This window comes from Caballeronia sp. LZ019 (assembly GCF_031450825.1).
Classification (GTDB): Bacteria; Pseudomonadota; Gammaproteobacteria; order Burkholderiales; family Burkholderiaceae; genus Caballeronia.
The window spans coordinates 1,239,161-1,263,923 of sequence record NZ_JARTVZ010000005.1 but is presented as its reverse complement, the minus strand read 5'-3'; the positions used below and the strand labels follow the sequence as shown (position 1 = coordinate 1,263,923).

The window sequence follows — 24,763 nt, the reverse complement described above, 5'->3', positions numbered from 1 at the left end:
ACAGGGTCAAATCAGCGCGACGATGGGTGGCCGGCGACGGCCGATGCCTCGCGTATCGGCGCTAAAGTATTGACGGTCAATAGGAAAACGGTTTAAATAGCGGGTTCCGCGAAATCAGAATTCCTGGAACCTCCGGCCATCGCGCTTGCAGTGACCACACTGGAGCCAAGCCCGCGCGGTCAATCAACTCAAGTGAGAGCACCATGAAACGTACTTACCAACCTTCCGTGACGCGCCGCAAGCGCACCCATGGCTTCCGCGTTCGCATGAAGACCGCTGGCGGCCGCAAGGTCATCAACGCTCGCCGCGCGAAGGGCCGCAAGCGCCTGGCAGTCTAAGCTGCCAAGTGTACGCTCGCGGTTGGGCATTGCACTCGACGGCGAGCCGGTCACGCGCCGCACAGAAGTCTTGAGACAGGACATCGTTCAGTTGCCGGCGCACGCCGCGTTCCCCAAGGCCGCAAGGCTGCTGAAAACGGATGAGTTCTCATCCGTTTTTCGTTTGCGCCCCTGGCGACGCTCGCCGCACTTCGTCCTGTACGGCAAGCCCACGGGCGGCGAGGCGCGGCTGGGGCTCGTCATCGGCAAGAAACAGGCGCCGCGCGCGGTCACGCGTAACCTGATCAAACGGCTCGCGCGCGAGGCGTTTCGTCTGCGACGGGAACAGTTGCGCGGATTCGACATTCTCGTGCGGCTGCACGCGAAAATCGACCGCAAGGCGATGCCCAGCGCCAGTTCCCCGCCGCTTCATGCGTTATGCCGCGGCGAACTGGAAGCATTGTTCGACCGTGCCGTGCGCGAAGCCGCGCGCCGCGCAGCCGAATCCGTGACGCGGCCGCCGAGCGCGCCCGCTGTCGACGACTCATCCGGCCCTTCAGGGTCATGAAGCGCAGGCTTCGTCAGGTTTGGCCCTCACGGCGGACATGACGCGCGGCGCGAAGCTTATGCAAACGGCACTCATCGCGTTGTTGCGCTTCTACAAGGTTGCTGTGAGCCCTCTGCTCGGCAACCGGTGCCGCTTTTACCCTTCCTGTTCCGACTACGCGCGCGAGGCAATCCAGTATCATGGCGCCGCGCGTGGCACATATCTGGCCGCGAGAAGGCTTTGCCGCTGTCATCCGTTCTCGGCAGGCGGCATCGATCTCGTGCCGCCGCCCGCCGGGCGCACCGACTTTCCCGACCCGCACGACCCGCCATCGGCTGGCTCCATGGCTCGGGAACCGGCAGCGGAAGCCGCTCATAAAAAGCATTCACCACTAAACGGCGCGTAAGGCGCTTTTCGATCGACACTGAGACAACGCATGGATATCAAACGCACCGTCCTATGGGTCATCTTCTTCGTGTCAGTTGTCATGCTGTTCGACAACTGGCAGCGCGACCACGGGCGCCCGTCGATGTTCTTCCCGAGCGCGACGCAGCCGGCCAAGACCGCCAGCAATCCGGCACCGGGCTCGGCCACGCCGGGCGCGCAGCCGTCCGAACTGCCCAGCGCGCCGGCCGGCGCCGCTCCCGGCACGGCCACGCCGCCCGCCACGGCGGCATCGCAACTGGTCAAGTTCACGACCGACGTGTACTCGGGTGAGATCGACACGCGCGGCGGCACCCTGTCGAAGCTGTCGCTTCTGAAGGAAGGTGACGGCAAGCAGCCCGACCTTTACATCACGCTGTTCGATCACACGGCGAACCACACGTATCTCGCACGCACGGGCCTGCTCGGCGGCGACTTCCCGAATCACAACGACGTCTTCACGCCGGTGCCCGGCCAGACATCGCTGTCGGGCGATGCAAAGACGCTGACGCTCGCGTTCGAATCGCCGGTGAAGGGCGGCGTGAAGGTCGTGAAGACGTACACGTTCACGCGCGGAAGCTACGTGATCAACGTCGATACGAAGATCGAGAACGTCGGCAGCGCGCCGGTCACGCCGAAGCTCTATATGGAACTCGTGCGCGACAACACGCCGGTGGAAACGCCGCGCTTCTCGCACACGTTCATCGGGCCGGCTGTCTATACGGAAGCGAAGCACTTCCAGAAGATCGATTTTTCGGACATCGACAAGAACAAGGCCGACTTCGTGCCGTCCGCGAACAATGGCTGGATCGCGATGGTGCAACATTACTTCGCGTCCGCCTGGATTCCGAAGGAAGGCGTGCAGCGTGACATCTACGTGCAGAAGATCGATCCGGTGCTGTATCGCGTCGGCGTGCAGCAGCCGGTGCAGACGATCGCGCCGGGACAGAGCGTGAACGTCGATGCTCGCCTCTTCGCCGGTCCGGAAGAAGAGCGCATGCTGGAAGGCATCGCGCCGGGCCTGGAACTGGTGAAGGACTACGGCATGGTGACGATCATCGCCAAGCCGCTCTTCTGGCTGCTGGAGAAGATTCACGGCTACGTCGGCAACTGGGGCTGGGCGATCGTGCTGCTCACGCTGCTCATCAAGGCCGTGTTCTTCCCGCTGTCGGCGGCGAGCTACAAGTCGATGGCGCGCATGAAGGAAATCACGCCGCGCATGCAGCAGATTCGCGAGCGCTTCAAGAGCGATCCGCAGAAGATGAATGCGCAGCTGATGGAGCTGTACAAGACGGAGAAGGTGAATCCGTTTGGCGGCTGCCTGCCGGTGGTCGTGCAGATTCCGGTGTTCATTTCGCTGTACTGGGTGCTGCTGTCGTCGGTGGAGATGCGCGGCGCGCCGTGGATCGGCTGGATTCACGATCTGTCGCAGCAGGACCCGTATTTCATCCTGCCGGTGCTGATGGCCGTCTCGATGTTCCTGCAGACGAAGCTGAACCCCACGCCGCCGGACCCCGTGCAGGCCAAGATGATGATGTTCATGCCGATCGCGTTTTCGGTCATGTTCTTCTTCTTCCCGGCGGGTCTCGTGCTGTACTACGTGGTGAACAACGTGCTGTCGATCGCGCAGCAGTACTACATCACCCGAATGATGGGACAGAGCAGGAAGAAGGCGGCTTGAGTTTCGGCTGATCAGGTTTGAATGTGAAAACGCCCGGCTTTGCCGGGCGTTTTTGTTTTCAGGGCTATCGCTTCATCGCGCCATAAAACTGATCGATAAGCTCCTCGAGCAAATATCGATGATGCGGCGATAGCGCCTCGATCTTCGACGCCAGTTCCAGCGTCTCCTCCGATGCCGGATATTTCTCGTCGCGCGCCAGCGGTTTCGGCGTGGTCTGGGCGCTGCCGCTCGGTGGCGGGCCATAGTGCAGCCAATGCAGGTCGACCTTCAGCCACTCGGCGAGCGTCTGCAGTTTGTCGACTGTCGGAATGGAGCGCCCCGTGAGCCACTTGTGGGCGGTTTGCGGCGAGACCGGTTCGCCGCGGAAGCGCAGGTTGAATTTGTTCGCGAGATCGGTAGCGCCTCGCATTCTTTCGGGCGAACGGGCCATCGAGAACTTGAGTCGTTCCGAGAAATCGGCTTTTTCTTGTGGTGTAGGCATGCTTTCGATTGTGCAAGGCAATCGCTGCCATGTAGTCAACCATGCGGGCGATATATCGCGGAAGTCGGACGTTTTTTATCCTGCGCGCGCGTTTGAAATTGCTGCTCAAAAGCAAGCAAAATGGCGCGCGAAACGCTTGCCCCACAAGCCATCCATCTTTTTCACAGCCGCCCAGCCAAACCGAGTCAGAACCAGAGGCGTATCTTGTTTAAGATAATGCAAGAATAATCCTAATGAGAGGCGGACGATCCCGCGCGATACAATGCCGGCACTCCCATCACCTCCGACGAGCCGCCATGCTGAGCAACGACACCGATCCGATCGTCGCAATCGCCACCGCGCCGGGGCGCGGGGGGATCGGCGTCGTGCGGTTGTCGTTCGGGCGTGCGGGAGAAGCGGCCGCGCAGCAGGCGATGCTCGCGTTATGCGGACAGGCACTTGCGCCGCGTCACGCCAGCTACGTGCCGTTCATCGACGGCAACGGAGAAGCGCTCGATCGCGGCATCGCGCTGTACTTTCCCGCGCCGCACTCGTACACGGGCGAGCATGTGCTGGAGCTGCAGGGCCACGGCGGCCCGATCGTGTTGCAACTCGTGCTGCAACGAGCGATTCAAGCGGGCCGCGGCTTCGGCCTTCGGCTCGCCGAGCCGGGAGAATTCACGCGCCGCGCATTCCTCAATGACAAACTGGATCTGGCGCAGGCGGAGGCCGTCGCGGATCTGATCGAAGCAAGCACGGAAGCCGCCGCGCGGTCGGCCGGCCGCTCGCTCGAAGGCGCGTTCTCGCGCGAGATTCACGCGCTCGTGGAAGACGTCATCACGCTGCGGATGCTGGTCGAAGCCACGCTCGACTTCCCCGAAGAGGAGATCGACTTCCTCGAAGCTGCCGACGCGCGCGGCAAGCTCGCCCACATCCGGCAGCGGCTGGACGTCGTGTTGAGCGAAGCGCGTCAGGGGGCGCTGTTACGCGAAGGGATGTCGGTCGTGCTTGCGGGAAAACCGAACGTCGGCAAATCGTCGCTCTTGAATGCGCTGGCGGGTGCGGAACTGGCCATCGTCACGCCGATCGCCGGCACGACGCGCGACAAGGTCGCGCAAACTATCCAGGTCGAGGGTATTCCGCTGCATATCATCGACACGGCAGGACTGCGCGAAACCGAGGACGAAGTCGAGCGTATCGGTATCGAGCGGACGTGGGGGGAAATCGAACGCGCCGACGTCGTGCTTCATCTGCTCGATGCGCGCGCCTCGCTCACGCCTGAAGACGAGGCAATCGCCGCGCGGTTCCCGCAAGACGTGCCGGTCGTGCGCGTGCTGAACAAGACCGATCTGGCAGGTGCGCCCGCAGAGGTACGCCACAGCGACGCGCACGCTCGCGAAGTGAACTTGTCGGCGAAGACTGGCGACGGCATTGCGCTATTGCGCGGCGAGTTGCTGAAGATTGCCGGTTGGCAAGCAGGCGCGGAAAGCGTCTATCTCGCGCGCGAACGGCATCTGATCGCGCTGCGCGAGGCACGCGATCACCTCGCGCTCGCAGCCGACCACGCGACTCAGCAGTCGCAGGTGCTGGACCTTTTCGCCGAAGAACTGCGTCTCGCGCAAGACAGCCTCAACGCGATCACCGGCGAATTCACATCCGACGATCTGTTGGGCGTCATCTTCAGCCGGTTCTGCATCGGCAAATAATTACGCGCCTTCGGGCTTTCCGAGCGCGCGCAATTCCGCGGTGAGTTTCTCTGCCTCCTCCGGCCGTCCGTGAAAAGCGGCCGGCGTGTTCTGGAACATCTCGATGCGATACGTGCCGTCGCAAAGCGATAGTACGAGCGTCTGCATCGCGTTCAGCCGGTCGTCGAGCGCGGCTGCATTTCGCGGCCACATTCCGGCGACCGCGCGCAGCAGCAGCGTCTGCCCTGCAGCCAGCCGCCTCACCTCACGCACTTTCGCGACGAAAAGCGGCGTCGGATGCTGCGCGAAGATCGGCGCGAGATGTGCCTCGATGCATGTGCGCCCGTCGATCGCGCTGCCGTCGAAGCCGATCAGACTGCCGCGCTCCGTGAACCGCGCGGCCATGCCGACGGCGTTCTGGCGATTCCAGTCGTCGAGCAGCGCGAAGTACTGTTGCCGGGCGCTCGTGGCCCAGTCGTCGAGTTCGCTCATGCCGCTTTCTTCCAGGCCGCCGCGAACACGCCCGCGCCCATCAGCAGCGCGCCGCCCGTCCGGTTCACCACGCGTTGCACCGACGGCTTCCGGATTGCGCGACGCGCGCCCGATGCGAGCAGCGCGTAAGCCAGTGCGTTCGCTGCGGCAAGACCGACGAACGTCCCCTCGAAGATCGCGATTTGCGAGACGCTGGCCGCGTGCGGATCGATGAATTGCGGCACGAATGCGACGAAGAAAATGATGCTCTTGGGATTGAGCGTGGTGACGGCGTAGGCATGCGCCAGGATGCGCCCCGTGCGCAGGTCGTCGCTGGCCGTGATGGCGTCTGGATCGATGACCGGCGCGCGCCACAGCTTCACGCCCAGATACACGAGGTACGCCGCGCCGATCCACTTGACGACCGTGAACAGCTCGGCCGATGCCGCGAGCACCACACCGAGGCCGAGCATGGATGCGGTCATCGCGGTGAGATCGCCGAGCGCAACGCCGATTGTCGTCGCGAGCGCGTACTTTCGGCCGTGACCGAGCGCGTAGGACACGACGAGCAACACGGTCGGCCCGGGAATCGCGACAAGAATGGCGGATGCGATGGCAAACGGCAGCCATTGAGCGAAGGTCATGTTTTCTCCTGAGGTCTCCTGATAGGAAAGTCGATTTATCCACGAACGGCGGGTTATGGCAATAGGCCGTTCGGCCAGCTATCAGGAAGACGTTCGGCCTCCTAGAGTGAAGTTTCATGCGCTGCACAAAACGGCGCAAAGGATAATCCACTGTGCAGGCGCCTCCTGAAAGCACCATATATTTCCGCGAAGCGCAAATGCCCGCATTAGCCGTTCTTTTCATTCATGCGGCGCATCCGGGTCGGAGGATGCGACATTCTGACGTGTTGCGCTCGCACACAACATGTGCTTGCAAGTTTCCTGCGCTCATCTAGCATCAGTCTTGCGGTCGCACCGCTTTTAAATACATAGCTAATGTCGAATCGTTTTGTTTGGAGGCCGAGTATATGAAGAAATGCGCCACTGCTCTCTTCGTCGCGATGGGCTTTTTTGCCGTCGTCTCCTCCGCGCAAGCTCAGGATAGTGTGATTCAGCCTCAGCAGACATTCAAGTTCAGGCCGGATTCATACGGCTGCTTGTCCAAAGATAAATTCGATTCAGCCGATAAACACGCGAGAGCCGGCGAGCATCAGCAAATGCAGCAGTTTTTCGAAGGCTATGAATGCATATCGACGCCGGTCGATTCGCATTTCAGGGTATTGCGAGTTGTCGGGCATGACGTCGAATTCGTGAATGCCGCCAATAACGATACGCAGGGCATGTGGACCACGGATCGGTTCATCGATCAATAAACGAATGAGTTCTAGTCGTCGATAAGCGGCGCGATTCCCGATCGCGCCGCTTCGCGTCACGCCCGATGTTTCGCCTTCGGGCTTCCATTTCCGCATCGATTCGCCGCACAATATCGGACTTGCTTGCGTCCGCCGTGCGGTGCTCCGCTCCGCCGTGCCGCTCCCCTCCAACTCATTCGCCGGGCGAAAGCATCGGCGCCATTGCTGCATGGCTCTCAAATCCACGATTTATAAGGCCGACCTCCAGATTGCCGACATGGATCGCCACTACTACGGCGATCATTCTCTGACCATCGCGCGGCATCCGTCCGAGACCGACGAACGCATGATGGTGCGTGTCGCGGCGTTCGGCCTGTTCGCCGGCGAGCGACTCGAATTTTGCAAAGGCCTCTCGGATACCGACGAGCCCGATCTCTGGCAAAAGGATCTGACCGGGCAGATCCAGTTGTGGATCGAAGCCGGCCAACCGGACGAAAGGCGCATCGCGAAGGCGAGCGGGCGCTCGGAGCGCGTGGTGATCATCGCGTATGCGGGCAGGACGGCGGATATCTGGTGGCAGGGCGTGAAGGGCAAGGTCGATCGCCTCCGCAATGTGACGGTGTGGTCGCTCGAGGATGGCGTCGCGGACGCGCTCGGCAAGCTGGCCGAACGGACGATGCGGCTTCAACTCATGGTGCAGGACGGCGAGGCATCGCTGGGAAACGCGACGGTCGATCCGGTCGCGATCCGCTGGAACGTGCTTAAAGCGTCGGGAGCGTGAGCGAGCTTAGGCTTCGGGCGGTCCTTTCAGTTCGATCATGTTGTTCTCCGGATCGAATATGTAAAGCGACGTGCCGAAGCCTTCGGCGCCATAGCGCCGCGCCTCTTCGCCGATGCGTGCGCCGTGCTGTTCGAAGTGAGCGCGCAGGGCGTCGGCATCGAATGGCTCGACGCGCAGGCACAGGTGATCCACGTTGCGGCCGACGCCCGGTGCGCCGTTTTCCGGACGATCGATTGATGCGCCCTCGGCCAGCAGGTCGATGAGCGACCGGCCGGCGCGCATCTGCACGAGGCCGATCTCGCGCTGCTCTTTCTCGATGGGGCAGTGAAGCGCCGATTGGTAGAAGTGGATCATGTTGTCGAGATCGATGCAGCGAATCACGACGTGATCGATTTCGCGGATGCTGAAGTGCATGTTGCCCTCGCATGAGGATGGAGGCCGCAAATGGAAAGGGCTTGGCGCGAAGCCAAGCCCTTTTGGGTCGTGGTGGAGAGGAGGAGGATCGAACTCCCGACCTTCGCATTGCGAACGCGACGCTCTCCCAGCTGAGCTACCCCCCCAACGAAACAAAATTGTACCACAGCCCTCTCAGCACCAAGCAAGCGCGCCCCGAGCCGTAGACCACGCTACTTCTGCGGCGCCCCGGCCAGCACCCACGCGACGACCGTCTTGATATCGCCGTCTTTCATCGCTGGATGCGAAGGCATCGGAATCGAACCCCAGACGCCCGCGCCGCCGTCCTTCACCTTCTTGGCCAGCTTCGCATTCGCCTGCGCATCGCCCTTGTACTTCTGCGCGACCTGCTGAAACGACGGCCCCACCAGCTTGCGATCCACCGCATGACAGCCCATGCACGCGTTGCTGCGCGCGATCGCGATCGCATTCTCCACCGACACCGGCTGCTCCGCCGCGAACGCCGGCATCGACACCACCATAGACGACAACGCCATCACGAGCGCGCCGCTCACACTCCTTGCTTCAAACATCGTCGACACCTATCACTTGCCCGTAGTAGAACCACCCGGATGCACGTCCGAGTTCTTGACCGGCGCAGGCGACTGCTGATCCAGCGGCCGCGCCGTCACCGATGAATCCGGCACCGCGCCCACCGTCGCATCCGTCGACGACGACGCTGCAGCCGGCGCACTCGCGCCCGACGCAGCCGCCGCTTCCAGCGCCTTCGCCTCGTCCGGCTTGATGTACTGGAACACCTTCACGACCTGCTCAACGCCCGGCACCCGCGCCGCGACATCCGCGCCATGCGCGCCTTCGTCCTGCGTCACGAGTCCCATCAGATAAACAATGCTTCGCTCGCACACGACCTTGTAATAGTTCGCCGACAGATCCTTCTCGCCAACCATCGCAGTCTTCACGCGACCTTCGAGATACGAATCGTTGGCCCGCGACGAATACGTGCTCGCGGGCTGCACCGCCAGTTCATTGACGATACCGCCCACGTTGTTGATATCGCGCACCACCGCTTCGGCGCGCTGCTTCGACGCGTCGTCGGGCACCTCGCCCGTCAGCAACACGCGCCGGTTGAACACGGTCACGTTGACATGCGCCTGATCCGACACGTTGTCCTTGATGCGCGAAAGCGCCTTGACCTGAATCTCGCGATCCTCGGTCTGCGCGCCGAGCGTACGGCGATCCGTGGCGATCAGCGTGCCGCCCGCCGCCGCGCCGACAACAGCGAGCGCACAGCCCTGCAGCGTCAGCGCGACGCCCGACAACAGGCTCACCATCAGCGTGGCATTCGCCAGCGCCGCCTTGACGCGTGTCTTCTTCATCAAATCCGTTCCCCTTTTGAAGTTCAGTCTTCGCCCAGCAGCATCGCGTCGATGCCGTCGCACAGGCAATGGATGGTCAGCAGATGGATTTCGTGGATGCGCGCGGTCCGCTCGGACGGCACGCAGATGTGGATGTCGGTATCGACGAGCACCTCGGACATCGCGCCGCCGCCGTTGCCAGTCAGCGCGATCACGATCATCTCGCGCTCATGCGCCTCCTGAACCGCGGCAAGCACGTTCACCGAATTGCCCGATGTGCTGATCGCGAGCAACACGTCGCCTGCCTGACCCAGCGCGCGCACCTGGTTCGAGAAGATCTGCTCGAACGCATAGTCGTTGCCGATGGCCGTCAGTATCGACGAGTCCGTCGTCAGCGCAATGGCCGGCAAGCCCGGACGCTCGCGCTCGAAGCGGCCGATCAGCGACGCCGCGAAGCGTTGTGCATCGGCAGCCGAACCGCCGTTGCCGCATACGAGAATCTTCGAACCGTTCGCGAGCGCGCTGAAGAGCGTGTCGACGGCGGCCGCGATCGGGACCGCGAGCGAATCGAGTGCTTCGAGCTTGAGCGCGGCGCTGTCGCGGAATTGCTGTTGGATTCGTTCGACTGACATCGACTCTCGGTTCATCGGCCGCGATGCGGCGTTCGTTGCATAGGACGTTGGACGCAAGGCGCGCGTGCGCGCGTCGAGTGTGCGCAGTTTACCGCATGCATCATGCGGCCGACCGTGGCTCAGGACTCGTCGGCGCGAAAGGCGTCGCGAAGCCAGCGGATACGGCCCGCATCGAACGCGACGACGTCGAACCGGCACGCGGGCAACGCACCGCGCCATGTCGTCAGGTAGTGCTGCGCGGCGCGCACGAGCCGCATGCGCTTCGTCACGCCGACGCTCGCCGCCGCATCCGCGAAGCGCCGGCTGCTGCGCGCACGCACTTCGACGAAGATCAGCGCGCCGCGTTCATCGAGCATCACGAGATCGATCTCGCCGCCGCGGCATCGCACGTTGCGCGCAACGAGCCGCATGCGTCGCCGCTGCAGAAATTCGAGCGCGCGTGCCTCGAAAGCATCGCCGAGCGTTTTGGACATGGGCTTCCCGCTAAAGTTGTCGGCCACGCGCGTGGCAGAATGTCGTCCTTTACCCTGCACGTCCGCGCACATGCTTCAGATCTCCGAATTAGCCGACGGGCAGCAGTATCCGACGGGCGCGCTCTATGTCGTCGCGACCCCCATCGGCAATGCCGCCGACATCACCGTGCGCGCGCTGCACGTGCTCGGTCTCGTCGATCGCATCGCCGCCGAAGACACGCGCAACACCGCACAACTGCTCGCGCGCTACGGCATCTCGAAGCCGTCGATCGCCGTGCACGAACACAACGAGCGCAGCGCGGCCCAACGCGTGATCGAGCATCTGCAGAGCGGCCAGCGCGTCGCGTGCGTATCGGACGCAGGCACGCCCGGCATCTCCGATCCCGGCGCGCGTCTCGTCGATGCCGTCCGCGAAGCCGGCCTGCCCGTGATTCCGCTGCCGGGCCCGAGCGCGGTCGTCACTGCATTGAGCGCAGCCGGCGCGTGGGTCGAGGGCTTCACGTTCGTCGGCTTTCTGCCGGCCAAGCCGAAGCAACGCGCGGCGCAGCTTCGAACGCTCGCGAATAATCGAATGGCGCTGGTGTTCTATGAAGCGCCGCATCGCATCGTCGAGACGACGCGCGCACTCGGCGAAGCGTTCGGCGGCGACCGGCAACTGCTGATCGCGCGAGAACTGACGAAGTTACATGAGAGCCTGCATCGCTGCACCCTGGCCGAAGGGCCAATGTGGCTCGAAGGCGATGCGAACCGTCAGCGCGGCGAGTTCGTGCTCGTCGTCGAAGGCGCGCCGGAAGCGGAAGACGCGGAAGACGCGCACGATGCCCTGCTTGCCACGTTGCTGGACGAACTATCGGTGAAGAGCGCGGCGCGCATCGCAGCGACGTTGACGGGTGCGTCGCGCAACGCGCTTTACGATCGAGCGCTTCGGCTCAGCAAGCAGAAAGAAGAAGAGTAGAAAAGCAAAGGGCCGTCGATGACGGCCCTTCGTATGTCGAACACGCGCTGAACGCTCAGTTCACGTTGTCGTCGGCGAGCGATTGCGACTGTTCGCGCGCGGCACGCGCTTCTTGCTGCGTGAGTCCTTCGATCTTCACCTTCTGCGTGCCGACGCTGCGCATGCCGAGCGCCGAAGCGGCCGCATAAGAAAGATCGATCACGCGATTACCCACGTAAGGACCGCGATCGTTGATTTTCACGACGACGGTCTTGTGATTCGACTCGTTCGTCACCCGCACCCACGACGCCAGCGGCAGCGTGCGATGCGCGGCGGTCATTGCGTTCATGTTGAACTTCTCGCCGCTCGCCGTCTTGCGGCCGTGAAAGAGGCGGCCATACCACGAGGCCTTGCCCTTCTGCTCGAAATTGCCAACGTCCGGCCCGGCCGTTATCGGCTCGGCGTCCGCGAGCGACTGCCCTTTCCCGGCATCCTGCGACGGAACCGCATTGAGCTTGGTATCGAATGCGAGCGGCGTATCGGCGGAGCGGGCATTGCTCGTGCTGGTAGAGCCTGCCGTCTGATGATACGACGATGGCGGCATCGTGGAAGCAACATCGCCCGATCCCGGTGCGGCGCAGCCGGCCAGCACCCCAACGGCTAGCAGGCTCGCGATATGTCGAATGTATCGAACATCCATAGACGTGTACCAACGGTAAAGAGGCCACCGCGTCGCGCTGATGAGCGCGCGCAAGGCAGCCAAAGGCTTTGCCGTGCAAGACAGCGCGCCGTTCCAACGAGCGAACGGCGGACTGATGCCCGGATGCGGCGTACGTGTGCCGCAAACGCCCGGTTATCGTTCACGTCTGGCGCAACCTGTCCCCGGCAGCCTGACCAGACCCCACAAGCCGCCATCGAACGTTGGCATCACGCTCGTGCGCGTCTCGGCAGGAGACGGCGCAGGAACGGCGGCGTAGGCCCCATCCAGCGTGACGGCGCGAAGACCATCGGACGGACGCGCGGCGCCCGGCTGGACAAGACGTGTGCACCTACGAGAAGGTGCGTTGAGTTGCAGTTGCGAGGCTTTTGGCCCCTAACAGCGTACTGATGGCGATTGTAAAAACGCACTGGCGTTCCAACGAATCACCCATTGACGGCATGGTGAAACCGATGCACAAGTGAGCCCATTATACAAAAAAATCGGGGTTCGGCTGGCGGGACTGCGGAAATCGCCATTGATTCTGACTATGAGCGTAAGAATTTCCGTATTTTTGAGCCATTCGCGGGTCTACACGCGCCTTCGTCGATGCAGACCCGCCCCCGGTACAATGAGCGTTTTTACACGCGCGTCAGCATCATCGACAGACCCATGAAAGTCATTCTTGTTCCCGTGACGCCATTCCAGCAGAACTGCTCCATCGTCATTTGCGAAGCGACGCAGCGCGCGGCCGTCGTCGACCCGGGCGGCGATATCGAGCGGATCATCGCGGAGGTGCAGAAGCAAGGCTTGACCGTCGAGAAGATCCTGCTGACGCACGGCCATCTCGACCATTGCGGGGGCGCGAAGGCGCTGGCGAATCACTTCGGAATACAGATAGAAGGTCCGCACAAGGAAGACGCGTTCTGGATCGATCAACTGCCCGCGCAAAGGCAGCGCTTCGGCTTTTCGAATGCGGAAGCGTTCACGCCCGACCGCTGGCTGGAAGACGGAGACACTGTTCGTTTCGGCGAGGAAGAAATGGAGGTCTACTTCTGTCCCGGCCACACGCCGGGTCACGTGGTGTTCTTCAGCCGGACGCATCGACTCGCGTTTGTCGGCGATGTGCTGTTCTCGGGCTCCATCGGCCGCACGGACTTCCCACGCGGCAATCATGCGGAACTGATCCGCTCGATTCGCGACAAGCTCTGGCCGCTCGGCGACGATGTCACCTTCGTTCCGGGTCACGGCCCGGCATCGACATTCGGTGAGGAGCGTCGCAGCAATCCGTTTGTCCGCGATGGAGTCGCAGCATGAACGCGATCCCCGAAATCTACGTCAGCACCGATGTCGAAGCCGACGGCCCGATCCCCGGCCCGCACTCGATGCTGAGCTTCGCATCGGCGGCCTACACGGCGGACAAGCAGCTCATCGGCACGTTCTCGGCGAATCTGGAAACGCTCGAAGGGGCTGCGCCGCATCCTGTGCAGGCAGCGTGGTGGAAAACGCAGCCGGAAGCGTGGGCCGCGTGCCGCATCGACTTGCAGAAGCCAGAAGTCGCGCTGGTGAAATACGTCGAATGGGTCGAGGCGCTGCCGGGCAAGCCGGTGTTCGTCGCGTACCCGGCGGGCTTCGACTTCACCTATATGTTCTGGTACATGATGCGCTTCGCCGAGCGATGCCCGTTTTCATGGTCCGCCCTGGACATCAAGACGCTTGCCTTCGCGATGACCGGCCTGCCCTATCGCAAGGCAATCAAACCGCGTCTGCCGAAGCACTGGTTCGATGAACTGCCGCACACGCACGTCGCACTCGACGACGCCATCGAGCAGGGCGCGCTGTTCTGCAATATGCTGGCGGAACTGCAGGCATCGCATGCGGCGGCGGCAAAAGCGGCTGAAAGCGCGGCTGAAAATGCCGGGTCATCGGCCGAGGATCATCTGAAAGGTAAAAACGCGCCGTCTAGCCGGTGAGTAAGGGAAACTACCTCATTGCACCGGCGTTGCATTGCCTTTCTTTTCTGACACCACTACTATGAGAGTTAAATCGCGACCGAACGGAGGCGCAGTTGACTCTCGACACGTTCTCACAAAAAATCCTGCGTCTTCTGCAACTGGACGCCCGGCGCTCCGTTCAGGAAATCTCCGATCAGGTCGGCCTCTCCAGCACGCCGTGCTGGCGGCGGATCAAGGACATGGAACAGTCCGGCGTCATTCAGCGTTATACCGCGCTGCTTGATCGAGAAAAGCTCGGCCTGCATGTCTGCGCACTCGCGCATATCCATCTCACGCGGCATACGGAAGGCGGCGTCGAGCAGTTCGAACGCGAAATCGCTACGTGCCCGGAAGTGACCGAGTGCTACAGCACGACGGGCGAATCCGATTACATCCTGAAGATCGTCGCGCCCGATATCAAGGCGTACGACGCTTTCCTGCACGACCGGATCTTCAAGATTCCGGCGGTCGCGCAGGTTCGCACGAGCGTCGTGCTTCGCGAGATCAAGTTCGATACGCAACTGCCGTTGTGAATCGACGCAGCGCGTGTCAATCGGCGGCGTGTTGCGGTGGTTGATGCGCGGCGCGCCTGATTGACTGAGCTACGCGAATCTCCCGCGCGCCGAGCGTCTGCCTGAGCGCTTCAAGATCGACTCTGGCGAGGCGGAATTCCGTATCGCCCGATTTCGCCTGCAGCACCAGAATCTCCACGTCGAAGCCGCGCTTCAGATAATGAAGATTGAGCGCATCGACGGATAAACCCTCTTCGGCCAAAGCCGCGCGCACGGCCTCCGCGACGGTCGAGCGCAGCGGGTAATTGCCGGGCAGCGGATTCGCGGCATCGCTTTCCGGATCGACGTGAATGAGCGCGTCGATCACGCGCGCGTCGGTGAGAATATGCGCCCGCGCCGATTCCGCGATGAAATGCCCTTCGGAAACCGTAATGAGCGGATCGACGAGGATATGCGCATCGACGATCGCCAGGTCGCCCATTTTGCGCGTGCGCAAATCATGCACATCGCGCACGCCGGGCGTGTCGAGCAAAATGCCGCGTAAATCGGCGGTTGTCGCTTCATCGAGCGCGCGGTCCGACAGGTCCTGCAACGCATCCCAGGCAAAGCTCCAGCCCATTTTGCCGATCATGAAACCGACGAGCGCCGCCGCAATTGGATCGAGAATACGAAAACCGGCGAGACTGCCGATGATCCCCAGCGCAACCACCAGCGAAGAGGCCGCATCCGAACGCGCGTGCCATGCATTCGCGACCAGCATTGCAGAACGCACGCGTTCCGCAGCCCGCAACATATATCGAAACAGCGCTTCCTTCGAAAGCAGCACGATAATGGCGACGGCCAGTGCGCTGGCATGTACTGGCGGAATATCGTGAAGATGCATGATGCGCGTCCCGGCGCGCCACAACATTCCCGCGCCGACAACGATCAGCAATCCGCCGAGGAAAAGCGAAGCGACGGTTTCATACCGGCTGTGACCGTAGTTGTGATCGATATCCGGAACCGCAGCGGCCTTTCGGTTAGCGATCAGTACGACAAAATCCGACACGATATCGGCCAGAGAGTGCACGCCGTCCGCTATCAACGCCTGCGAGTGCGCAATTACACCCACGACTAGCTGGCCTGCAGTCAGGCCGCTATTAAGCACGATACTCGTCCACGTCGTCCGGACAGCCACCGCCTGCTTTTCCGCCGCATCCGCCACTGAAAGTGACATGTAATTCGCCTCGTGTCGTCGAGGTATGATTTTATCAGCGCGGCGCGATGCGATCGCGCCCCGTCCGATGCCAACCTCGTTGAGAATCAGCAGGTTATATCGCGAGGCGGTCGACGGTACCGGCCAGCCTGGGGACCTGCGGCTTCAGCGGTCGCCAAAAGAAAAGCCGCGCACAAAGGCGCGGCTTTTCTGCATCTTCATATCCGGGCCGGCTTATTTGCCGATCAGGAAACTGTCACGATCCTGGCCTGCGATCCACTTCGGCGGCTTGCCACGGCCCGACCAGGTGCTGCCGCTTTCCGGGTCGCGATATTTAGGCGCGACGCCCGAACGGCCACGCGACGATGCCTTGGCGGATTTGCCGCCTCGCCCGCCCGCCAATTCCTGAAGCGTGATGCCATAATCCGCCATCTTCTGTTTGATCTCATTAAGTACTTCGGCGTATTCGCGCGACTTCGCTTCTTCGATCTGACGCTCGAGAGACTCGCGTTGTGCGAGGAGTTCCTTGTATGAAGGCATGGCAATTCCTTAAGTGGTGTGCTGTATTGCGAGTCAGGCGCCCGCTCAATCAGTTATCAGTATAGCCTCGGACTGGTCCGGAGATTAACACAAAACCGATTATCGCGGCGGGTCGCATTGACATTAACGGGTTTAGATGTATTGCCTCGTAACATTTGCCGGCATTGCGGGGCATTCACGCTGTCGCTGTTTGTTGGAATCTGACGACTTCCGCGAACTCTTCCGCTGTCATGGAATGAAAGCACCCATAGTCGCCAGTCAGGAAATTCCCATCACATGGCAACTTTCCAAGCCAGCTTCATTCCTGCGGACCGGATATCGCTCCGGTCGCATATTCTGAGCCGGTGTTCACGTCTGACGCTCGAAGCAATCGATAACTGCGGCTTTCAAATCGTCCATCGTGAGCTTGGGTTTATCGAATGTAAAACGATTGCGAGTTCCGTCACCGAGGAAATCGCAACCGTAACGATCAATCCCTAATAAATCGACATTAGTGGGCCGGCGCGCATAAGTATCGAAAAAGGCGCATAGCGACGACTCATCGGCGGCGCAGATGGGTTCCAGCGGATCGATTTCGTCGCCTCCGAGCCAGCCCATCGCGCCGAAACCGCCGATAAAGCGCATTCGTTCGGGCTTCATTACCCAGAACGCAAAATCGCCTAGCTGGAGATAGCGCTCGGCGTCCGGGTGATAACGCAAATAACGCTGCGCCAGTTCGTCGCGTTCGTGTTCGTCCGCCGGCGCGAACGTGCCGAGCAAGGTCAGCCGCTGTCCCTCGAGCACCTGGCCGTCCGTTGCGTGAGCGACCAGAAAACCGGCGCGCGCATCGGCCTGAAGATTGCGGGTGTGTTCGGCGAGACGGCTGATGAGCAGCATCGGCGCATGACGCGCGGTCGGCGCGAACGGCAACGCGGTCGGATATGGAAACCCGTGAGGATCGCGCGAATGCGTGGCGAGCGTGCCTTCCGATACGCGATGGATCAGATGCAGCGGCGCTTGTGGCGGAATATGCATGCGGGTTCTTCCGGAATGAGCATCGGAAAATGGTAATGCACCGTCAGCGAGCGTGTCTCCTGGCCGTTCGATAGAATCGTAAGCTTGCGCGCCGGACGGCATCATCTCCGGTTCACAGGCGCCCCTCGCAACCGCGGCATTCGCCCACTTTCTCCAACGGCCTTTTCGTGTCCGACTCGACTACCGCCTCCTCTGCCCGCGAGTCCAATCCGTCGCTCGCACTGCATCGCAGCCTGCCTCACGCGACGCGCCAGCGCGCCCGTTACGCGACCATGGCCGTCTTCTTCATCGCCGGCATGATGTACGCCTCGTGGGGCGTGCATGTCCCGACCGTGCGGGACAAATTCGCGCTCAGCCCCGGCATGCTGTCGCTCGCGCTCTTCGCCGTCGCGGGGGGGTCGATCTTCGCGATGCTCACCACCGCGTCGTGGATCGCCCGCGCGGGATCGCGCACGGCCTGCATGGCGGGCGGCATCACGATGAGCGTATGCGGCGCGCTGATCCTCGTCGTGCCGAGCTTCTGGCTGCTGCTGCTCGTGCTCGCGATATTCGGCTGCGGCATGGCGACCCTCGACGTCGCGATGAACGCCGAAGCAAGCGCGGTCGAAGAAGCGCTTGCGCGGCCGATCATGTCGTCGCTGCACGGCATGTTCAGCATCGGCGGGATGGCGGGCGCGGCAATCGGCGGGGCGCTGATCGCGCACGGCCTCGCGCCCGCGGCGCATCTCGCGCTCGCGTCGGGGGCCAGCGTCATCGTATTGCTCGCGTCGGTGCCGTCGGTGCTGCCGCACGTGCCGCATCACGAAGCGCACGCGAAGGCGTCGTCGTCGAACCGCTGGCGTTCGGGCGCGCTGTGGGCGCTCGGCGGCCTGGCGCTCGTCGCGTTGATCGCGGAAGGCGCGATGTACGACTGGGCCACCGTCTATATGCGCGATGTCGTGCTCGCCACGCATTCATTGTCCAGCGCCGCTTACGCCGCGTTCTCCGGCGGCATGGCGGCCGGGCGCTTCGGCGGCGATGCGGTGCGCGCGCGTTTCGGCGCGCCGCAGCTCGTGTTCAGCAGCGCGGGGCTGGCGTTCGTCGGCATGGTGATGGCGCTCGTCTTTCCGAACGCCATCGTCACGATGACCGGCTTCACGTTGATGGGCCTCGGTCTCGCGAACATGATGCCCGTGCTGTTCGCAGCGGCTGCGCGCGTCAAGGGCGTGACGGCGGCCGAAGGGCTCGCGCAGGTTGCGGGCCTCGCGTATTTCGGCTTGCTGCTGGGACCGGTGCTGATCGGCGGCGTCGCGCAGGTCAGTTCGCTGCCGGTCGGCTTGTGCATCGTCGCCGCGTGTTGCGCGGGCGTTGCGCTCATCGGTCCGCGTATCCTCAGGCGGCTGAAGATATAAAAAAACGCGCGGACCTTCGAAGTCCGCGCGTTCTTCAGGACGAATGTCCCGCAGCGATTACATCTTGACCACGTCGAGCAGCGTCTTCTTGCCCTTCTTGTAGTCGTACAGCGAGATCACGCCGTGCTTCAGGTCGCCCTTCGAGTCGAAGGTGGTCTGGCCGATCACGCCCTTGTAGTCCGTATTCGGCATCGCGGCGAGAATCTTCGCCGGATCGGCCGAGTTCGCGCGCTTCATCGCATCGACGATGATGTACACGGCGTCATACGTGAACGGCGCGTAAATCTGGATCGGCTGGCCGTAACGCTTCTGGAACTTGGCCGCGAAAGCCTGACCGCCTTCCATCTTCTCGAGCGCCATGCCTGCTTCCGAGCACACGACGTTGTCGGTTGCGTCGCCGGCCAGGTCAGCCAGCTTTTCCGTGCAGACGCCGTCACCCGCCAGCACCTTCGCGCGCAGGCCGAGCTGCTTCGCCTGCTTGGCGAACGGGCCGCCGGTCGCGTCCATGCCGCCGTACATCACGGCGTCGGGGTTTTCGCCCTTGATCTTCGTGAGAATTGCGCGGAAGTCGACGGCCTTGTCGTTCGTCGCGTCGTGCGACACGACCTTCAGGCCCAGCGACTTGGCGGTCTTCTCGAATTCGTTCGCGAGACCCTGGCCGTATGCGGTCGAATCGTCGACCACGGCGACCGTCTTCACCTTCAGGCTCTTAGCCGCGTAGTTGGCGAGCGCCGGGCCTTGCTGCGCATCGGTCGCGACGACGCGATACGTCGTCTTGAAGCCTTGCTGCGTGTAGGCCGGGTTCGTTGCCGACGGGGAAATCTGAACGATGCCCGCGTCGCTGTAAATCTTCGATGCCGGGATGGACGTACCGGAGTTCAGGTGGCCGACGACTGCGACGACCTTGTCATCGACGAGCTTCTGCGCGACTTGCGTAGCGGTACGCGGGTCGGCTGCATCGTCTTGCGGGTCCAGTTGCAGCGTGATCTTTTGACCGCCGATGGTGAGACCCTTTGCGTTGATCTCTTCGACTGCCAGCCGCGCGCCGTTTTCGTTGTCTTTGCCCAGGTGAGCGATACCGCCGGTCAGCGGTGCGACGTGACCGATCTTGACGACCTGGTCGGCTGCTGCGGACGTTGCCAACGTAGCGAACAGCACGGCTGCGGCGCTGATCGGCAACACTTTGTGAAGCTTGGTGTTCATGTAAGTCTCCAGTTTCGGTCCAAAACAACGACAACGTAATCGCCCTGTGCCCCGTCTTTCATCACGATCGCTCAGTCCCGTGGACGACCACGCCGGATGCATCGTCATGCACTTGGCAAGTCCTTCCGGCCGGCCGTTCGTGGCGGCCGCCATCCGCACTGCGCGCAAGTGTAGGGTTGTCAAATTAATTTAGGGAAGTTTTTTAAGATAGTGGTGTGACTACCGATTAACGCCCGGTTGAGAAGCCTGCGAACTTGTGCTGGCAATTCCGCTGGCAAGCAATGTTCATGGGGGTTTCCGGGGCATCGCGCGAGGCGGGCTTGTTGCGCGCTTCAAGTTCGCCGCGCGCGCGCCGATAATCCGCCGCTCATCTTCATTAGCCAGTTTTAAAAGGCCGTTTTCACGATCCGTTCAGGCACGCGCCTCTAAAAATGCGCCGGCGCGTCAAAGCGCGTGCCAGCGCGCGCTCAGGCGACTGAAAGGGAAAGCTGGCACACTCACTCGCCTGCGTTTCTCACCGAACAAACAAGGAGCTTAGACGTGACCGTTTCCGTGACTTCCCGATGGATCGACATTCCCGCCGACGGCGGCAGCTTCCAGGGCTATCTTGCGTTGCCGAAGACCGGGACCGGGCCCGCGGTCATCATCCTGCAGGAAATCTTCGGCGTGAATTCGCACATTCGCAGCGTCGCGGATCAATATGCGGCCGATGGCTATATCGCACTCGCCCCCGATGTTTTCTGGCGCACGCAGCCGCGCGTCGAACTGGGATATGAAGGCGCGGATCGCGACAAGGCGATGGAACTGCTGCAGAAGACCCATCTCAATTCAGCCGTCGCCGATGTCGGCGCGGCCGCGAAGGCGCTGCGCGCGCTGCCGGAAGTCAACGGCAAGGTCGCGGCGATCGGCTACTGCTTCGGCGGACGGCTCGCGTATCTCGCTGCGGCGGAAGGCTCGGTGGATGTGGCCGTGGCCTACTACGGCGGCGGCATCCAGAACCAGCTCGACAAGGCCGATCAGCTGAAGGCGCCGATCCAGTTCCACTACGGCGAACTCGACGCCCACATTCCCGCCGATGCCGTCGACGCCGTGCGTCAGCGCTTCGCGGGCCGCGCGGATGCCGAAGTCCATGTGTACCCCGGCGCCGATCACGGCTTCAATTGCGGCGAGCGCGCGTCGTATCACGCGAAGGCGTCCGCGTTCGCGCACGGACGCACGCTGGCGTTCCTCGGCGAACATCTGTAAGACGCGCGGACCTCGCGCCCGATGACGTCGCCGTTGCGGCGTCATCGTCATATCAGCGCGGGTAAGCCCTCCACGAGCAGGAACGCGACAAGCACGCCGACGAGCGCGCCGAACGCCCTGAGCACGTTGTTCTTGAAGTGCGAAGCGCATGGAATGGCCCCGAGAAACAGCGCGCCTGCAAGCGCCATCGGGATGACCAGAATGAAGTCGCCGATCGTGAAATACGTCATGGTGCGTCTCCCATCGTCCTGCTTTTCGTTCTCGATGCGCTCCTCGCGAGAACGCCATCGACGATTCGAGTATAGGCCGCAAGAGACGGGGCGTTGACGGGCGACAGCTGGCCGGAAGGCGACCCCAGCGTGCGGAGCCTTGCGCCGCAAGGCCCGCGCAGCCGCGCTATTAAGCGGACGCGGTAAAACCCTTAGTTTCCTCAGATTTCATTCGGCTTGCACGACGCGCTCGCGGCCATGCAGATAAGCGGCGGCCGCGAGCCCGATAAGCAGCAGTCCGCCGATCAGGCCCGCCACGCCCGGCCATCCGAACGCGGTCCAGAAATGCCCGCCATACGATCCGACGAGGCTCGACCCCAGGTAGTACGCGAGGAGATAGAGCGCGGCGGCCTGTCCTTTCGCCTGCGCCGCGAGACGTCCGACCCAGCCGCTCGCCACCGAGTGTCCGGCGAAGAAGCCGAACGTCAGACACGCAATGCCGCCGATGATCACCGGCAGAGACATCGACAGCGTCAGCGCAATGCCGATCATCATCAGCACGAGACTCGCCATCAGCACGCGGCCGCGTCCGAAAACATCCGCCATCTTGCCCGACCACGGCGAGGCGACCACGCCCGTCAGATAAACGGTGAAAATGGCGCCGATCTCGGTCTGACTGAGGCTGAACGGCGCGCCGAGCAGCCGATATCCGACGTAGTTGTACAGGGTGACGAAGCTCCCCATCAGCACGAAGCCGGTGAGGAACAGAAACGGCAACCCGCGATGTCGCAGATGCCCCGCAAGCGAGCGCCGATGATGATGAAACCCGACGCCGCGCCGCGGTTTGAACCGTCGCGACGGCGGCAGGAGCGAGCGGAACGCGAACGTTGCGAGCAGCCCCAGCAGGCCGATACCGCCGATCGCCACCCGCCAGCCGAAGAAATCCGCGAGCACGCCGCTGATGACACGTCCGGCCATGCCGCCTATCGCCGTCCCGCCGACGTAGAGGCCCATCGCGAGGCCGAGTCCTTCCGGATGCACTTCCTCCGCGAGATACGCCATGGCTACAGCCGGCACGCCACCGAGCGCGAAGCCTTCGAGCGCACGCACGATCAGCAGCGCGTGCCAGTCAGGCAGCAAGGCCGCGATCACCGTGAGCACGGACGACGCGAGCAACGATAGCGTCATCAGCCGATGCCGGCTCCAGCTCTCGGACACGAAGCCGGCAATGAAGATTGCGACGGCCAGCGCCGCCGTGCTTACCGACACGGCCAGTGCGCTCACGGCCGGACTCACGCCAAACGATCGCGTGAATTCGGGCAGCAGCGGCTGCACGCAATAAAGCAGCGAGAACGTCGCATAGCCGGCGAAAAGCAGCGCGAGCGACGCGCGCCAGTATGCGCGCGAGCCGCGTTCGAGATAGGCCGTTGCGTCGTCGGCTGAAGCATTCACGGGTAAGTCTCCGCTTAAAACATCAAACGCGTAACCATACGCCGTTCCCTAGGGTTTTGCCTGATGCAGCGGCGCATTCGACGTGCCGCAGTACGGGACTGACGCTTGCGATACCTGCGTGAGGCAACAATTCACGGCGAAGAGCATCGCATTCGCGCGCCGCCATGCGCTAAAGTAAGCGCACAATCGTTCATGAAAGCCGCGCATGTCGCGCTTCACGCAACAAAGACGCGGCGATTGTCGGTGCACGAGCCGTGGAAAGCCTGGCGGGTGCAACACTTCGCCGGCGCATCGTTTGTCGATCGCCGGCACGTAAACGGGGATTCATCATGCAAATCGGTTCGATTGTCCGCTCCGTGCATATTGCCGTGCCTCAGGGCGCGCGCGGCATCGTCATGCGCATTCTCGGCGACATGGCAATGGTCGCTTGGTACGCAGGCGAACCCGGCGTCACCAAGCTGCTCAATACCGAGCCCTTCTTTCTCGAAGACCTGATCGATACGGGCGATGTCGTGCGCCCGTCCAACACGGTCGTCCATTGAAGACGCTGCGCGGCGGCTGACAAAGCGTCGCCGTGCCGGTGACCGGAAGGCACGGCACAATGTCGGAATGAACTCATTTCATTCCGATTCTGCCGATGCGTCCGCCGCCGACGCTCCGCCCTTCGCCGGCCTCACGCCCGAGCGCGTGCTCGATGCCGTCGATGGTCTGCTGATGCCCGCAGGCGCGCGCACCGACGGCCGCCTGTTGCCCCTCAACAGCTACGAGAACCGCGTGTATCAGGTCGGCGTCGAGGACGGGCCGCCCGTGATCGCAAAGTTCTACCGCCCGCAACGCTGGTCCAACGAAGCGATTCTCGAAGAGCATGCGTTCGTTGCGAGCCTCGTCGCACATGAGATCCCGGCGGTGCCCGCTCGCGTCTTCGAAGGCACGACGCTGCACGAGTTCGACGGCTTTCGCTTCTCCGTCTTCGAGCGGCGCGGCGGGCGCGCGCCCGACCTCGACCGCCGCGACACGCTCGAATGGCTCGGGCGCTTCATCGGGCGCATTCATGCGGTGGGCGGGATGGCGCCGTATCGGGAACGGCCGACGCTCGATATCCAGACCTTCGGCTATGAGCCGCGCGAGTTTCTGCTGGCGCATCGCTTCGTCCCCGACGATGTTCGCGAGGCTTACGAGCGCGTCGTATCGCTGGCGCTGGAAGGCGTCGCGCAGTGCTTCGAGCGCGCGGGAGATATCGGCCAGTTGCGCATGCACGGCGATTGTCACCCGAGCAACGTGCTGTGGACCGATGCGGGTCCCCACTTCGTCGATTTCGACGACAGCCGCATGGGCCCCGCGATTCAGGATTTATGGCTGCTGCTGCCCGCCGGACGCGCGGAAGCGTCGCGCGCGCTCGCCGACCTGCTCGCGGGCTATGAAGACTTCCGGGAATTCGATCAGCGTGAGCTGCATCTGATCGAAGCGCTGCGCACGCTGCGCCTGATTCACTACTCCGCCTGGCTCGCGCGCCGCTGGGACGATCCGGCTTTTCCCGCCGCGTTTCCGTGGTTCAACACGCAGCGTTACTGGGAAGACCGCATCCTCGAACTGCGCGAGCAGGTCGGCGCGATGCAGGAAGGCCCGTTGTGGCCCGTTTGAAATGTTTCGTAAATAACGCCGATCGTCAGGCAATCGCAAAAGATTGTGCTGCGCATTCATGCGTGTAATGATAACAATTCTCATTTGCCCGCCTATGCTCGATCGCAGCGTGTAACCCGCGATCAGGGCGTGGCTTTGCCTAC

General features: G+C 62.6%; 29 protein-coding genes, 1 tRNA gene and 1 pseudogene. 15 read left to right on the top strand and 16 right to left on the bottom strand.

Annotated elements, in window-relative coordinates:
• Positions 1-203: 203 nt before the first annotated feature.
• The 4 genes from rpmH (at position 204) to yidC (ending at position 2,968) form a co-directional block, all read left to right on the top strand.
• Positions 204-338, top strand: a complete 135-nt coding sequence (gene rpmH, locus P9255_RS19375) for a 50S ribosomal protein L34 (protein WP_006998755.1) — start codon at positions 204-206, stop codon at positions 336-338.
• 70 nt (positions 339-408) lie between these two features.
• A complete protein-coding gene (gene rnpA, locus P9255_RS19370; protein ID WP_309765370.1) occupies positions 409-885 on the top strand; it encodes a ribonuclease P protein component in 477 nt (158 codons plus the stop codon).
• 58 nt (positions 886-943) lie between these two features.
• The gene (yidD, locus tag P9255_RS19365; protein WP_309765371.1) at positions 944-1,270 is read left to right on the top strand and encodes a membrane protein insertion efficiency factor YidD; all 327 of its coding nucleotides are present in this window, start codon (positions 944-946) and stop codon (positions 1,268-1,270) included.
• A gap of 30 nt (positions 1,271-1,300) precedes the next feature.
• A complete protein-coding gene (gene yidC, locus P9255_RS19360; RefSeq protein WP_309763646.1) occupies positions 1,301-2,968 on the top strand; it encodes a membrane protein insertase YidC in 1,668 nt (555 codons plus the stop codon).
• 64 nt (positions 2,969-3,032) lie between these two features.
• Here the strand turns inward: yidC and P9255_RS19355 are convergent, their stop codons facing one another.
• Positions 3,033-3,449 carry a transcriptional regulator gene (locus tag P9255_RS19355; protein WP_309763647.1) on the bottom strand — a complete coding sequence of 139 codons (417 nt, stop codon included), beginning with the start codon at positions 3,447-3,449 and terminating at the stop codon, positions 3,033-3,035.
• 296 nt (positions 3,450-3,745) lie between these two features.
• On the opposite strand from P9255_RS19355, the gene mnmE reads away from it, so the two are divergent.
• A complete protein-coding gene (gene mnmE, locus P9255_RS19350) occupies positions 3,746-5,134 on the top strand; it encodes a tRNA uridine-5-carboxymethylaminomethyl(34) synthesis GTPase MnmE (RefSeq protein ID WP_309763648.1) in 1,389 nt (462 codons plus the stop codon).
• Here mnmE and P9255_RS19345 read toward each other — a convergent pair whose 3' ends face one another.
• On the bottom strand, positions 5,135-5,605 hold the full coding sequence (locus P9255_RS19345; protein WP_309763649.1) for an SgcJ/EcaC family oxidoreductase: 471 nt from the start codon (positions 5,603-5,605) through the stop codon (positions 5,135-5,137).
• Positions 5,602-6,228, bottom strand: coding sequence for a LysE family translocator (locus P9255_RS19340; RefSeq protein WP_309763650.1), 627 nt, complete (start codon positions 6,226-6,228; stop codon positions 5,602-5,604). Before P9255_RS19340 ends, P9255_RS19345 begins: the two co-directional genes overlap by 4 nt.
• Positions 6,229-6,614: 386 nt before the next feature.
• Here P9255_RS19340 and sap1 point away from each other — a divergent pair, with 386 nt between their 5' ends.
• Positions 6,615-6,959: a surface attachment protein Sap1 gene (gene sap1 / locus P9255_RS19335; RefSeq protein WP_309763651.1), complete on the top strand. Its 345-nt coding sequence runs from the start codon at positions 6,615-6,617 to the stop codon at positions 6,957-6,959.
• A 208-nt stretch (positions 6,960-7,167) separates the two neighbouring features.
• A complete protein-coding gene (locus P9255_RS19330; protein WP_309763652.1) occupies positions 7,168-7,719 on the top strand; it encodes a YaeQ family protein in 552 nt (183 codons plus the stop codon).
• Between the two features lie 6 nt (positions 7,720-7,725).
• On the opposite strand, the gene P9255_RS19325 is transcribed toward P9255_RS19330, so the two are convergent.
• From P9255_RS19325 to P9255_RS19300, 6 genes are all read right to left on the bottom strand, one after another.
• Positions 7,726-8,133 (bottom strand): VOC family protein, encoded by a 408-nt coding sequence (locus P9255_RS19325; RefSeq protein ID WP_309763653.1) that lies wholly within the window; start codon positions 8,131-8,133, stop codon positions 7,726-7,728.
• Positions 8,134-8,203: 70 nt separating this feature from the next.
• Positions 8,204-8,279: transfer RNA gene (locus P9255_RS19320), tRNA-Ala, on the bottom strand.
• 66 nt (positions 8,280-8,345) lie between these two features.
• Positions 8,346-8,705, bottom strand: a complete 360-nt coding sequence (locus P9255_RS19315) for a c-type cytochrome (protein ID WP_404980373.1) — start codon at positions 8,703-8,705, stop codon at positions 8,346-8,348.
• 12 nt (positions 8,706-8,717) lie between these two features.
• On the bottom strand, positions 8,718-9,509 hold the full coding sequence (locus P9255_RS19310) for a BON domain-containing protein (protein WP_309763654.1): 792 nt from the start codon (positions 9,507-9,509) through the stop codon (positions 8,718-8,720).
• A 23-nt stretch (positions 9,510-9,532) separates the two neighbouring features.
• Positions 9,533-10,120 carry a phosphoheptose isomerase gene (locus tag P9255_RS19305; RefSeq protein WP_309763655.1) on the bottom strand — a complete coding sequence of 196 codons (588 nt, stop codon included), beginning with the start codon at positions 10,118-10,120 and terminating at the stop codon, positions 9,533-9,535.
• A gap of 119 nt (positions 10,121-10,239) precedes the next feature.
• On the bottom strand, positions 10,240-10,665 hold the full coding sequence (locus tag P9255_RS19300) for a YraN family protein (protein WP_309763656.1): 426 nt from the start codon (positions 10,663-10,665) through the stop codon (positions 10,240-10,242).
• Here P9255_RS19300 and rsmI point away from each other — a divergent pair.
• Positions 10,664-11,548, top strand: coding sequence for a 16S rRNA (cytidine(1402)-2'-O)-methyltransferase (rsmI, locus tag P9255_RS19295; RefSeq protein WP_309763657.1), 885 nt, complete (start codon positions 10,664-10,666; stop codon positions 11,546-11,548). The genes P9255_RS19300 and rsmI overlap by 2 nt on opposite strands.
• Before the next feature lie 55 nt (positions 11,549-11,603).
• Here rsmI and P9255_RS19290 read toward each other — a convergent pair whose 3' ends face one another.
• Positions 11,604-12,227, bottom strand: coding sequence for a septal ring lytic transglycosylase RlpA family protein (locus tag P9255_RS19290; protein WP_309763658.1), 624 nt, complete (start codon positions 12,225-12,227; stop codon positions 11,604-11,606).
• A 669-nt stretch (positions 12,228-12,896) separates the two neighbouring features.
• Between P9255_RS19290 and P9255_RS19285 the strand changes: the two genes are divergently transcribed.
• The 3 genes from P9255_RS19285 to P9255_RS19275 all read left to right on the top strand — a co-directional run bounded on the left by P9255_RS19285 (position 12,897) and on the right by P9255_RS19275 (position 14,751).
• Positions 12,897-13,541 carry an MBL fold metallo-hydrolase gene (locus tag P9255_RS19285; RefSeq protein ID WP_309763659.1) on the top strand — a complete coding sequence of 215 codons (645 nt, stop codon included), beginning with the start codon at positions 12,897-12,899 and terminating at the stop codon, positions 13,539-13,541.
• Positions 13,538-14,197 carry an exonuclease gene (locus P9255_RS19280; RefSeq protein ID WP_309763660.1) on the top strand — a complete coding sequence of 220 codons (660 nt, stop codon included), beginning with the start codon at positions 13,538-13,540 and terminating at the stop codon, positions 14,195-14,197. Before P9255_RS19285 ends, P9255_RS19280 begins: the two co-directional genes overlap by 4 nt.
• Before the next feature lie 95 nt (positions 14,198-14,292).
• Positions 14,293-14,751: an Lrp/AsnC family transcriptional regulator gene (locus P9255_RS19275; RefSeq protein ID WP_008352298.1), complete on the top strand. Its 459-nt coding sequence runs from the start codon at positions 14,293-14,295 to the stop codon at positions 14,749-14,751.
• A gap of 16 nt (positions 14,752-14,767) precedes the next feature.
• Here P9255_RS19275 and P9255_RS19270 read toward each other — a convergent pair whose 3' ends face one another.
• The 3 genes from P9255_RS19270 to P9255_RS19260 form a co-directional block, all read right to left on the bottom strand.
• Positions 14,768-15,946, bottom strand: coding sequence for a cation diffusion facilitator family transporter (locus tag P9255_RS19270; RefSeq protein ID WP_309790300.1), 1,179 nt, complete (start codon positions 15,944-15,946; stop codon positions 14,768-14,770).
• Between the two features lie 213 nt (positions 15,947-16,159).
• A complete protein-coding gene (locus P9255_RS19265; RefSeq protein ID WP_040052759.1) occupies positions 16,160-16,465 on the bottom strand; it encodes an H-NS family nucleoid-associated regulatory protein in 306 nt (101 codons plus the stop codon).
• A 348-nt stretch (positions 16,466-16,813) separates the two neighbouring features.
• Positions 16,814-17,479, bottom strand: coding sequence for a pyridoxamine 5'-phosphate oxidase family protein (locus tag P9255_RS19260; RefSeq protein ID WP_309765373.1), 666 nt, complete (start codon positions 17,477-17,479; stop codon positions 16,814-16,816).
• 167 nt (positions 17,480-17,646) lie between these two features.
• On the opposite strand from P9255_RS19260, the gene P9255_RS19255 reads away from it, so the two are divergent.
• Positions 17,647-18,870 carry an MFS transporter gene (locus P9255_RS19255; protein ID WP_309763663.1) on the top strand — a complete coding sequence of 408 codons (1,224 nt, stop codon included), beginning with the start codon at positions 17,647-17,649 and terminating at the stop codon, positions 18,868-18,870.
• Positions 18,871-18,927: 57 nt separating this feature from the next.
• Here P9255_RS19255 and P9255_RS19250 read toward each other — a convergent pair whose 3' ends face one another.
• Positions 18,928-20,073 (bottom strand): branched-chain amino acid ABC transporter substrate-binding protein, encoded by a 1,146-nt coding sequence (locus tag P9255_RS19250; RefSeq protein ID WP_309763664.1) that lies wholly within the window; start codon positions 20,071-20,073, stop codon positions 18,928-18,930.
• A gap of 540 nt (positions 20,074-20,613) precedes the next feature.
• Here P9255_RS19250 and P9255_RS19245 point away from each other — a divergent pair.
• Positions 20,614-21,318, top strand: a complete 705-nt coding sequence (locus tag P9255_RS19245) for a dienelactone hydrolase family protein (protein WP_309790299.1) — start codon at positions 20,614-20,616, stop codon at positions 21,316-21,318.
• 47 nt (positions 21,319-21,365) lie between these two features.
• On the opposite strand, the gene P9255_RS19240 is transcribed toward P9255_RS19245, so the two are convergent.
• Positions 21,366-21,548 (bottom strand): hypothetical protein, encoded by a 183-nt coding sequence (locus tag P9255_RS19240; RefSeq protein WP_035968518.1) that lies wholly within the window; start codon positions 21,546-21,548, stop codon positions 21,366-21,368.
• 207 nt (positions 21,549-21,755) lie between these two features.
• Positions 21,756-23,012 (bottom strand): annotated as a pseudogene (locus tag P9255_RS19235) (MFS transporter); the annotation flags it as partial.
• A 296-nt stretch (positions 23,013-23,308) separates the two neighbouring features.
• On the opposite strand from P9255_RS19235, the gene P9255_RS19230 reads away from it, so the two are divergent.
• Positions 23,309-23,521, top strand: a complete 213-nt coding sequence (locus tag P9255_RS19230; protein ID WP_008352308.1) for a hypothetical protein — start codon at positions 23,309-23,311, stop codon at positions 23,519-23,521.
• A gap of 67 nt (positions 23,522-23,588) precedes the next feature.
• Positions 23,589-24,620: a serine/threonine protein kinase gene (locus P9255_RS19225; protein ID WP_309763666.1), complete on the top strand. Its 1,032-nt coding sequence runs from the start codon at positions 23,589-23,591 to the stop codon at positions 24,618-24,620.
• Positions 24,621-24,763: the final 143 nt, after the last annotated feature.

Bases quoted from the DNA above. Each gene is read 5' to 3' on its own strand.
- P9255_RS19270 (WP_309790300.1), bottom strand. From the start codon at position 15,946: ATGTCACTTTCAGTGGCGGATGCGGCGGAAAAGCAGGCGGTGGCTGTC.
- P9255_RS19230 (WP_008352308.1), top strand. From the start codon at position 23,309: ATGCAAATCGGTTCGATTGTCCGCTCCGTGCATATTGCCGTGCCTCAG.
- rsmI (WP_309763657.1), top strand. From the start codon at position 10,664: ATGCTTCAGATCTCCGAATTAGCCGACGGGCAGCAGTATCCGACGGGC.
- sap1 (WP_309763651.1), top strand. From the start codon at position 6,615: ATGAAGAAATGCGCCACTGCTCTCTTCGTCGCGATGGGCTTTTTTGCC.
- P9255_RS19330 (WP_309763652.1), top strand. From the start codon at position 7,168: ATGGCTCTCAAATCCACGATTTATAAGGCCGACCTCCAGATTGCCGAC.
- P9255_RS19340 (WP_309763650.1), bottom strand. From the start codon at position 6,228: ATGACCTTCGCTCAATGGCTGCCGTTTGCCATCGCATCCGCCATTCTT.
- mnmE (WP_309763648.1), top strand. From the start codon at position 3,746: ATGCTGAGCAACGACACCGATCCGATCGTCGCAATCGCCACCGCGCCG.
- yidC (WP_309763646.1), top strand. From the start codon at position 1,301: ATGGATATCAAACGCACCGTCCTATGGGTCATCTTCTTCGTGTCAGTT.
- P9255_RS19250 (WP_309763664.1), bottom strand. From the start codon at position 20,073: ATGAACACCAAGCTTCACAAAGTGTTGCCGATCAGCGCCGCAGCCGTG.
- P9255_RS19290 (WP_309763658.1), bottom strand. From the start codon at position 12,227: ATGGATGTTCGATACATTCGACATATCGCGAGCCTGCTAGCCGTTGGG.
- P9255_RS19265 (WP_040052759.1), bottom strand. From the start codon at position 16,465: ATGCCTTCATACAAGGAACTCCTCGCACAACGCGAGTCTCTCGAGCGT.
- P9255_RS19305 (WP_309763655.1), bottom strand. From the start codon at position 10,120: ATGTCAGTCGAACGAATCCAACAGCAATTCCGCGACAGCGCCGCGCTC.
- P9255_RS19315 (WP_404980373.1), bottom strand. From the start codon at position 8,705: ATGTTTGAAGCAAGGAGTGTGAGCGGCGCGCTCGTGATGGCGTTGTCG.
- yidD (WP_309765371.1), top strand. From the start codon at position 944: ATGCAAACGGCACTCATCGCGTTGTTGCGCTTCTACAAGGTTGCTGTG.
- P9255_RS19260 (WP_309765373.1), bottom strand. From the start codon at position 17,479: ATGCATATTCCGCCACAAGCGCCGCTGCATCTGATCCATCGCGTATCG.
- P9255_RS19240 (WP_035968518.1), bottom strand. From the start codon at position 21,548: ATGACGTATTTCACGATCGGCGACTTCATTCTGGTCATCCCGATGGCG.
- rpmH (WP_006998755.1), top strand. From the start codon at position 204: ATGAAACGTACTTACCAACCTTCCGTGACGCGCCGCAAGCGCACCCAT.
- P9255_RS19325 (WP_309763653.1), bottom strand. From the start codon at position 8,133: ATGCACTTCAGCATCCGCGAAATCGATCACGTCGTGATTCGCTGCATC.
- P9255_RS19310 (WP_309763654.1), bottom strand. From the start codon at position 9,509: ATGAAGAAGACACGCGTCAAGGCGGCGCTGGCGAATGCCACGCTGATG.
- P9255_RS19345 (WP_309763649.1), bottom strand. From the start codon at position 5,605: ATGAGCGAACTCGACGACTGGGCCACGAGCGCCCGGCAACAGTACTTC.
- P9255_RS19300 (WP_309763656.1), bottom strand. From the start codon at position 10,665: ATGTGCGCGGACGTGCAGGGTAAAGGACGACATTCTGCCACGCGCGTG.
- P9255_RS19225 (WP_309763666.1), top strand. From the start codon at position 23,589: ATGAACTCATTTCATTCCGATTCTGCCGATGCGTCCGCCGCCGACGCT.
- P9255_RS19355 (WP_309763647.1), bottom strand. From the start codon at position 3,449: ATGCCTACACCACAAGAAAAAGCCGATTTCTCGGAACGACTCAAGTTC.
- P9255_RS19280 (WP_309763660.1), top strand. From the start codon at position 13,538: ATGAACGCGATCCCCGAAATCTACGTCAGCACCGATGTCGAAGCCGAC.
- P9255_RS19285 (WP_309763659.1), top strand. From the start codon at position 12,897: ATGAAAGTCATTCTTGTTCCCGTGACGCCATTCCAGCAGAACTGCTCC.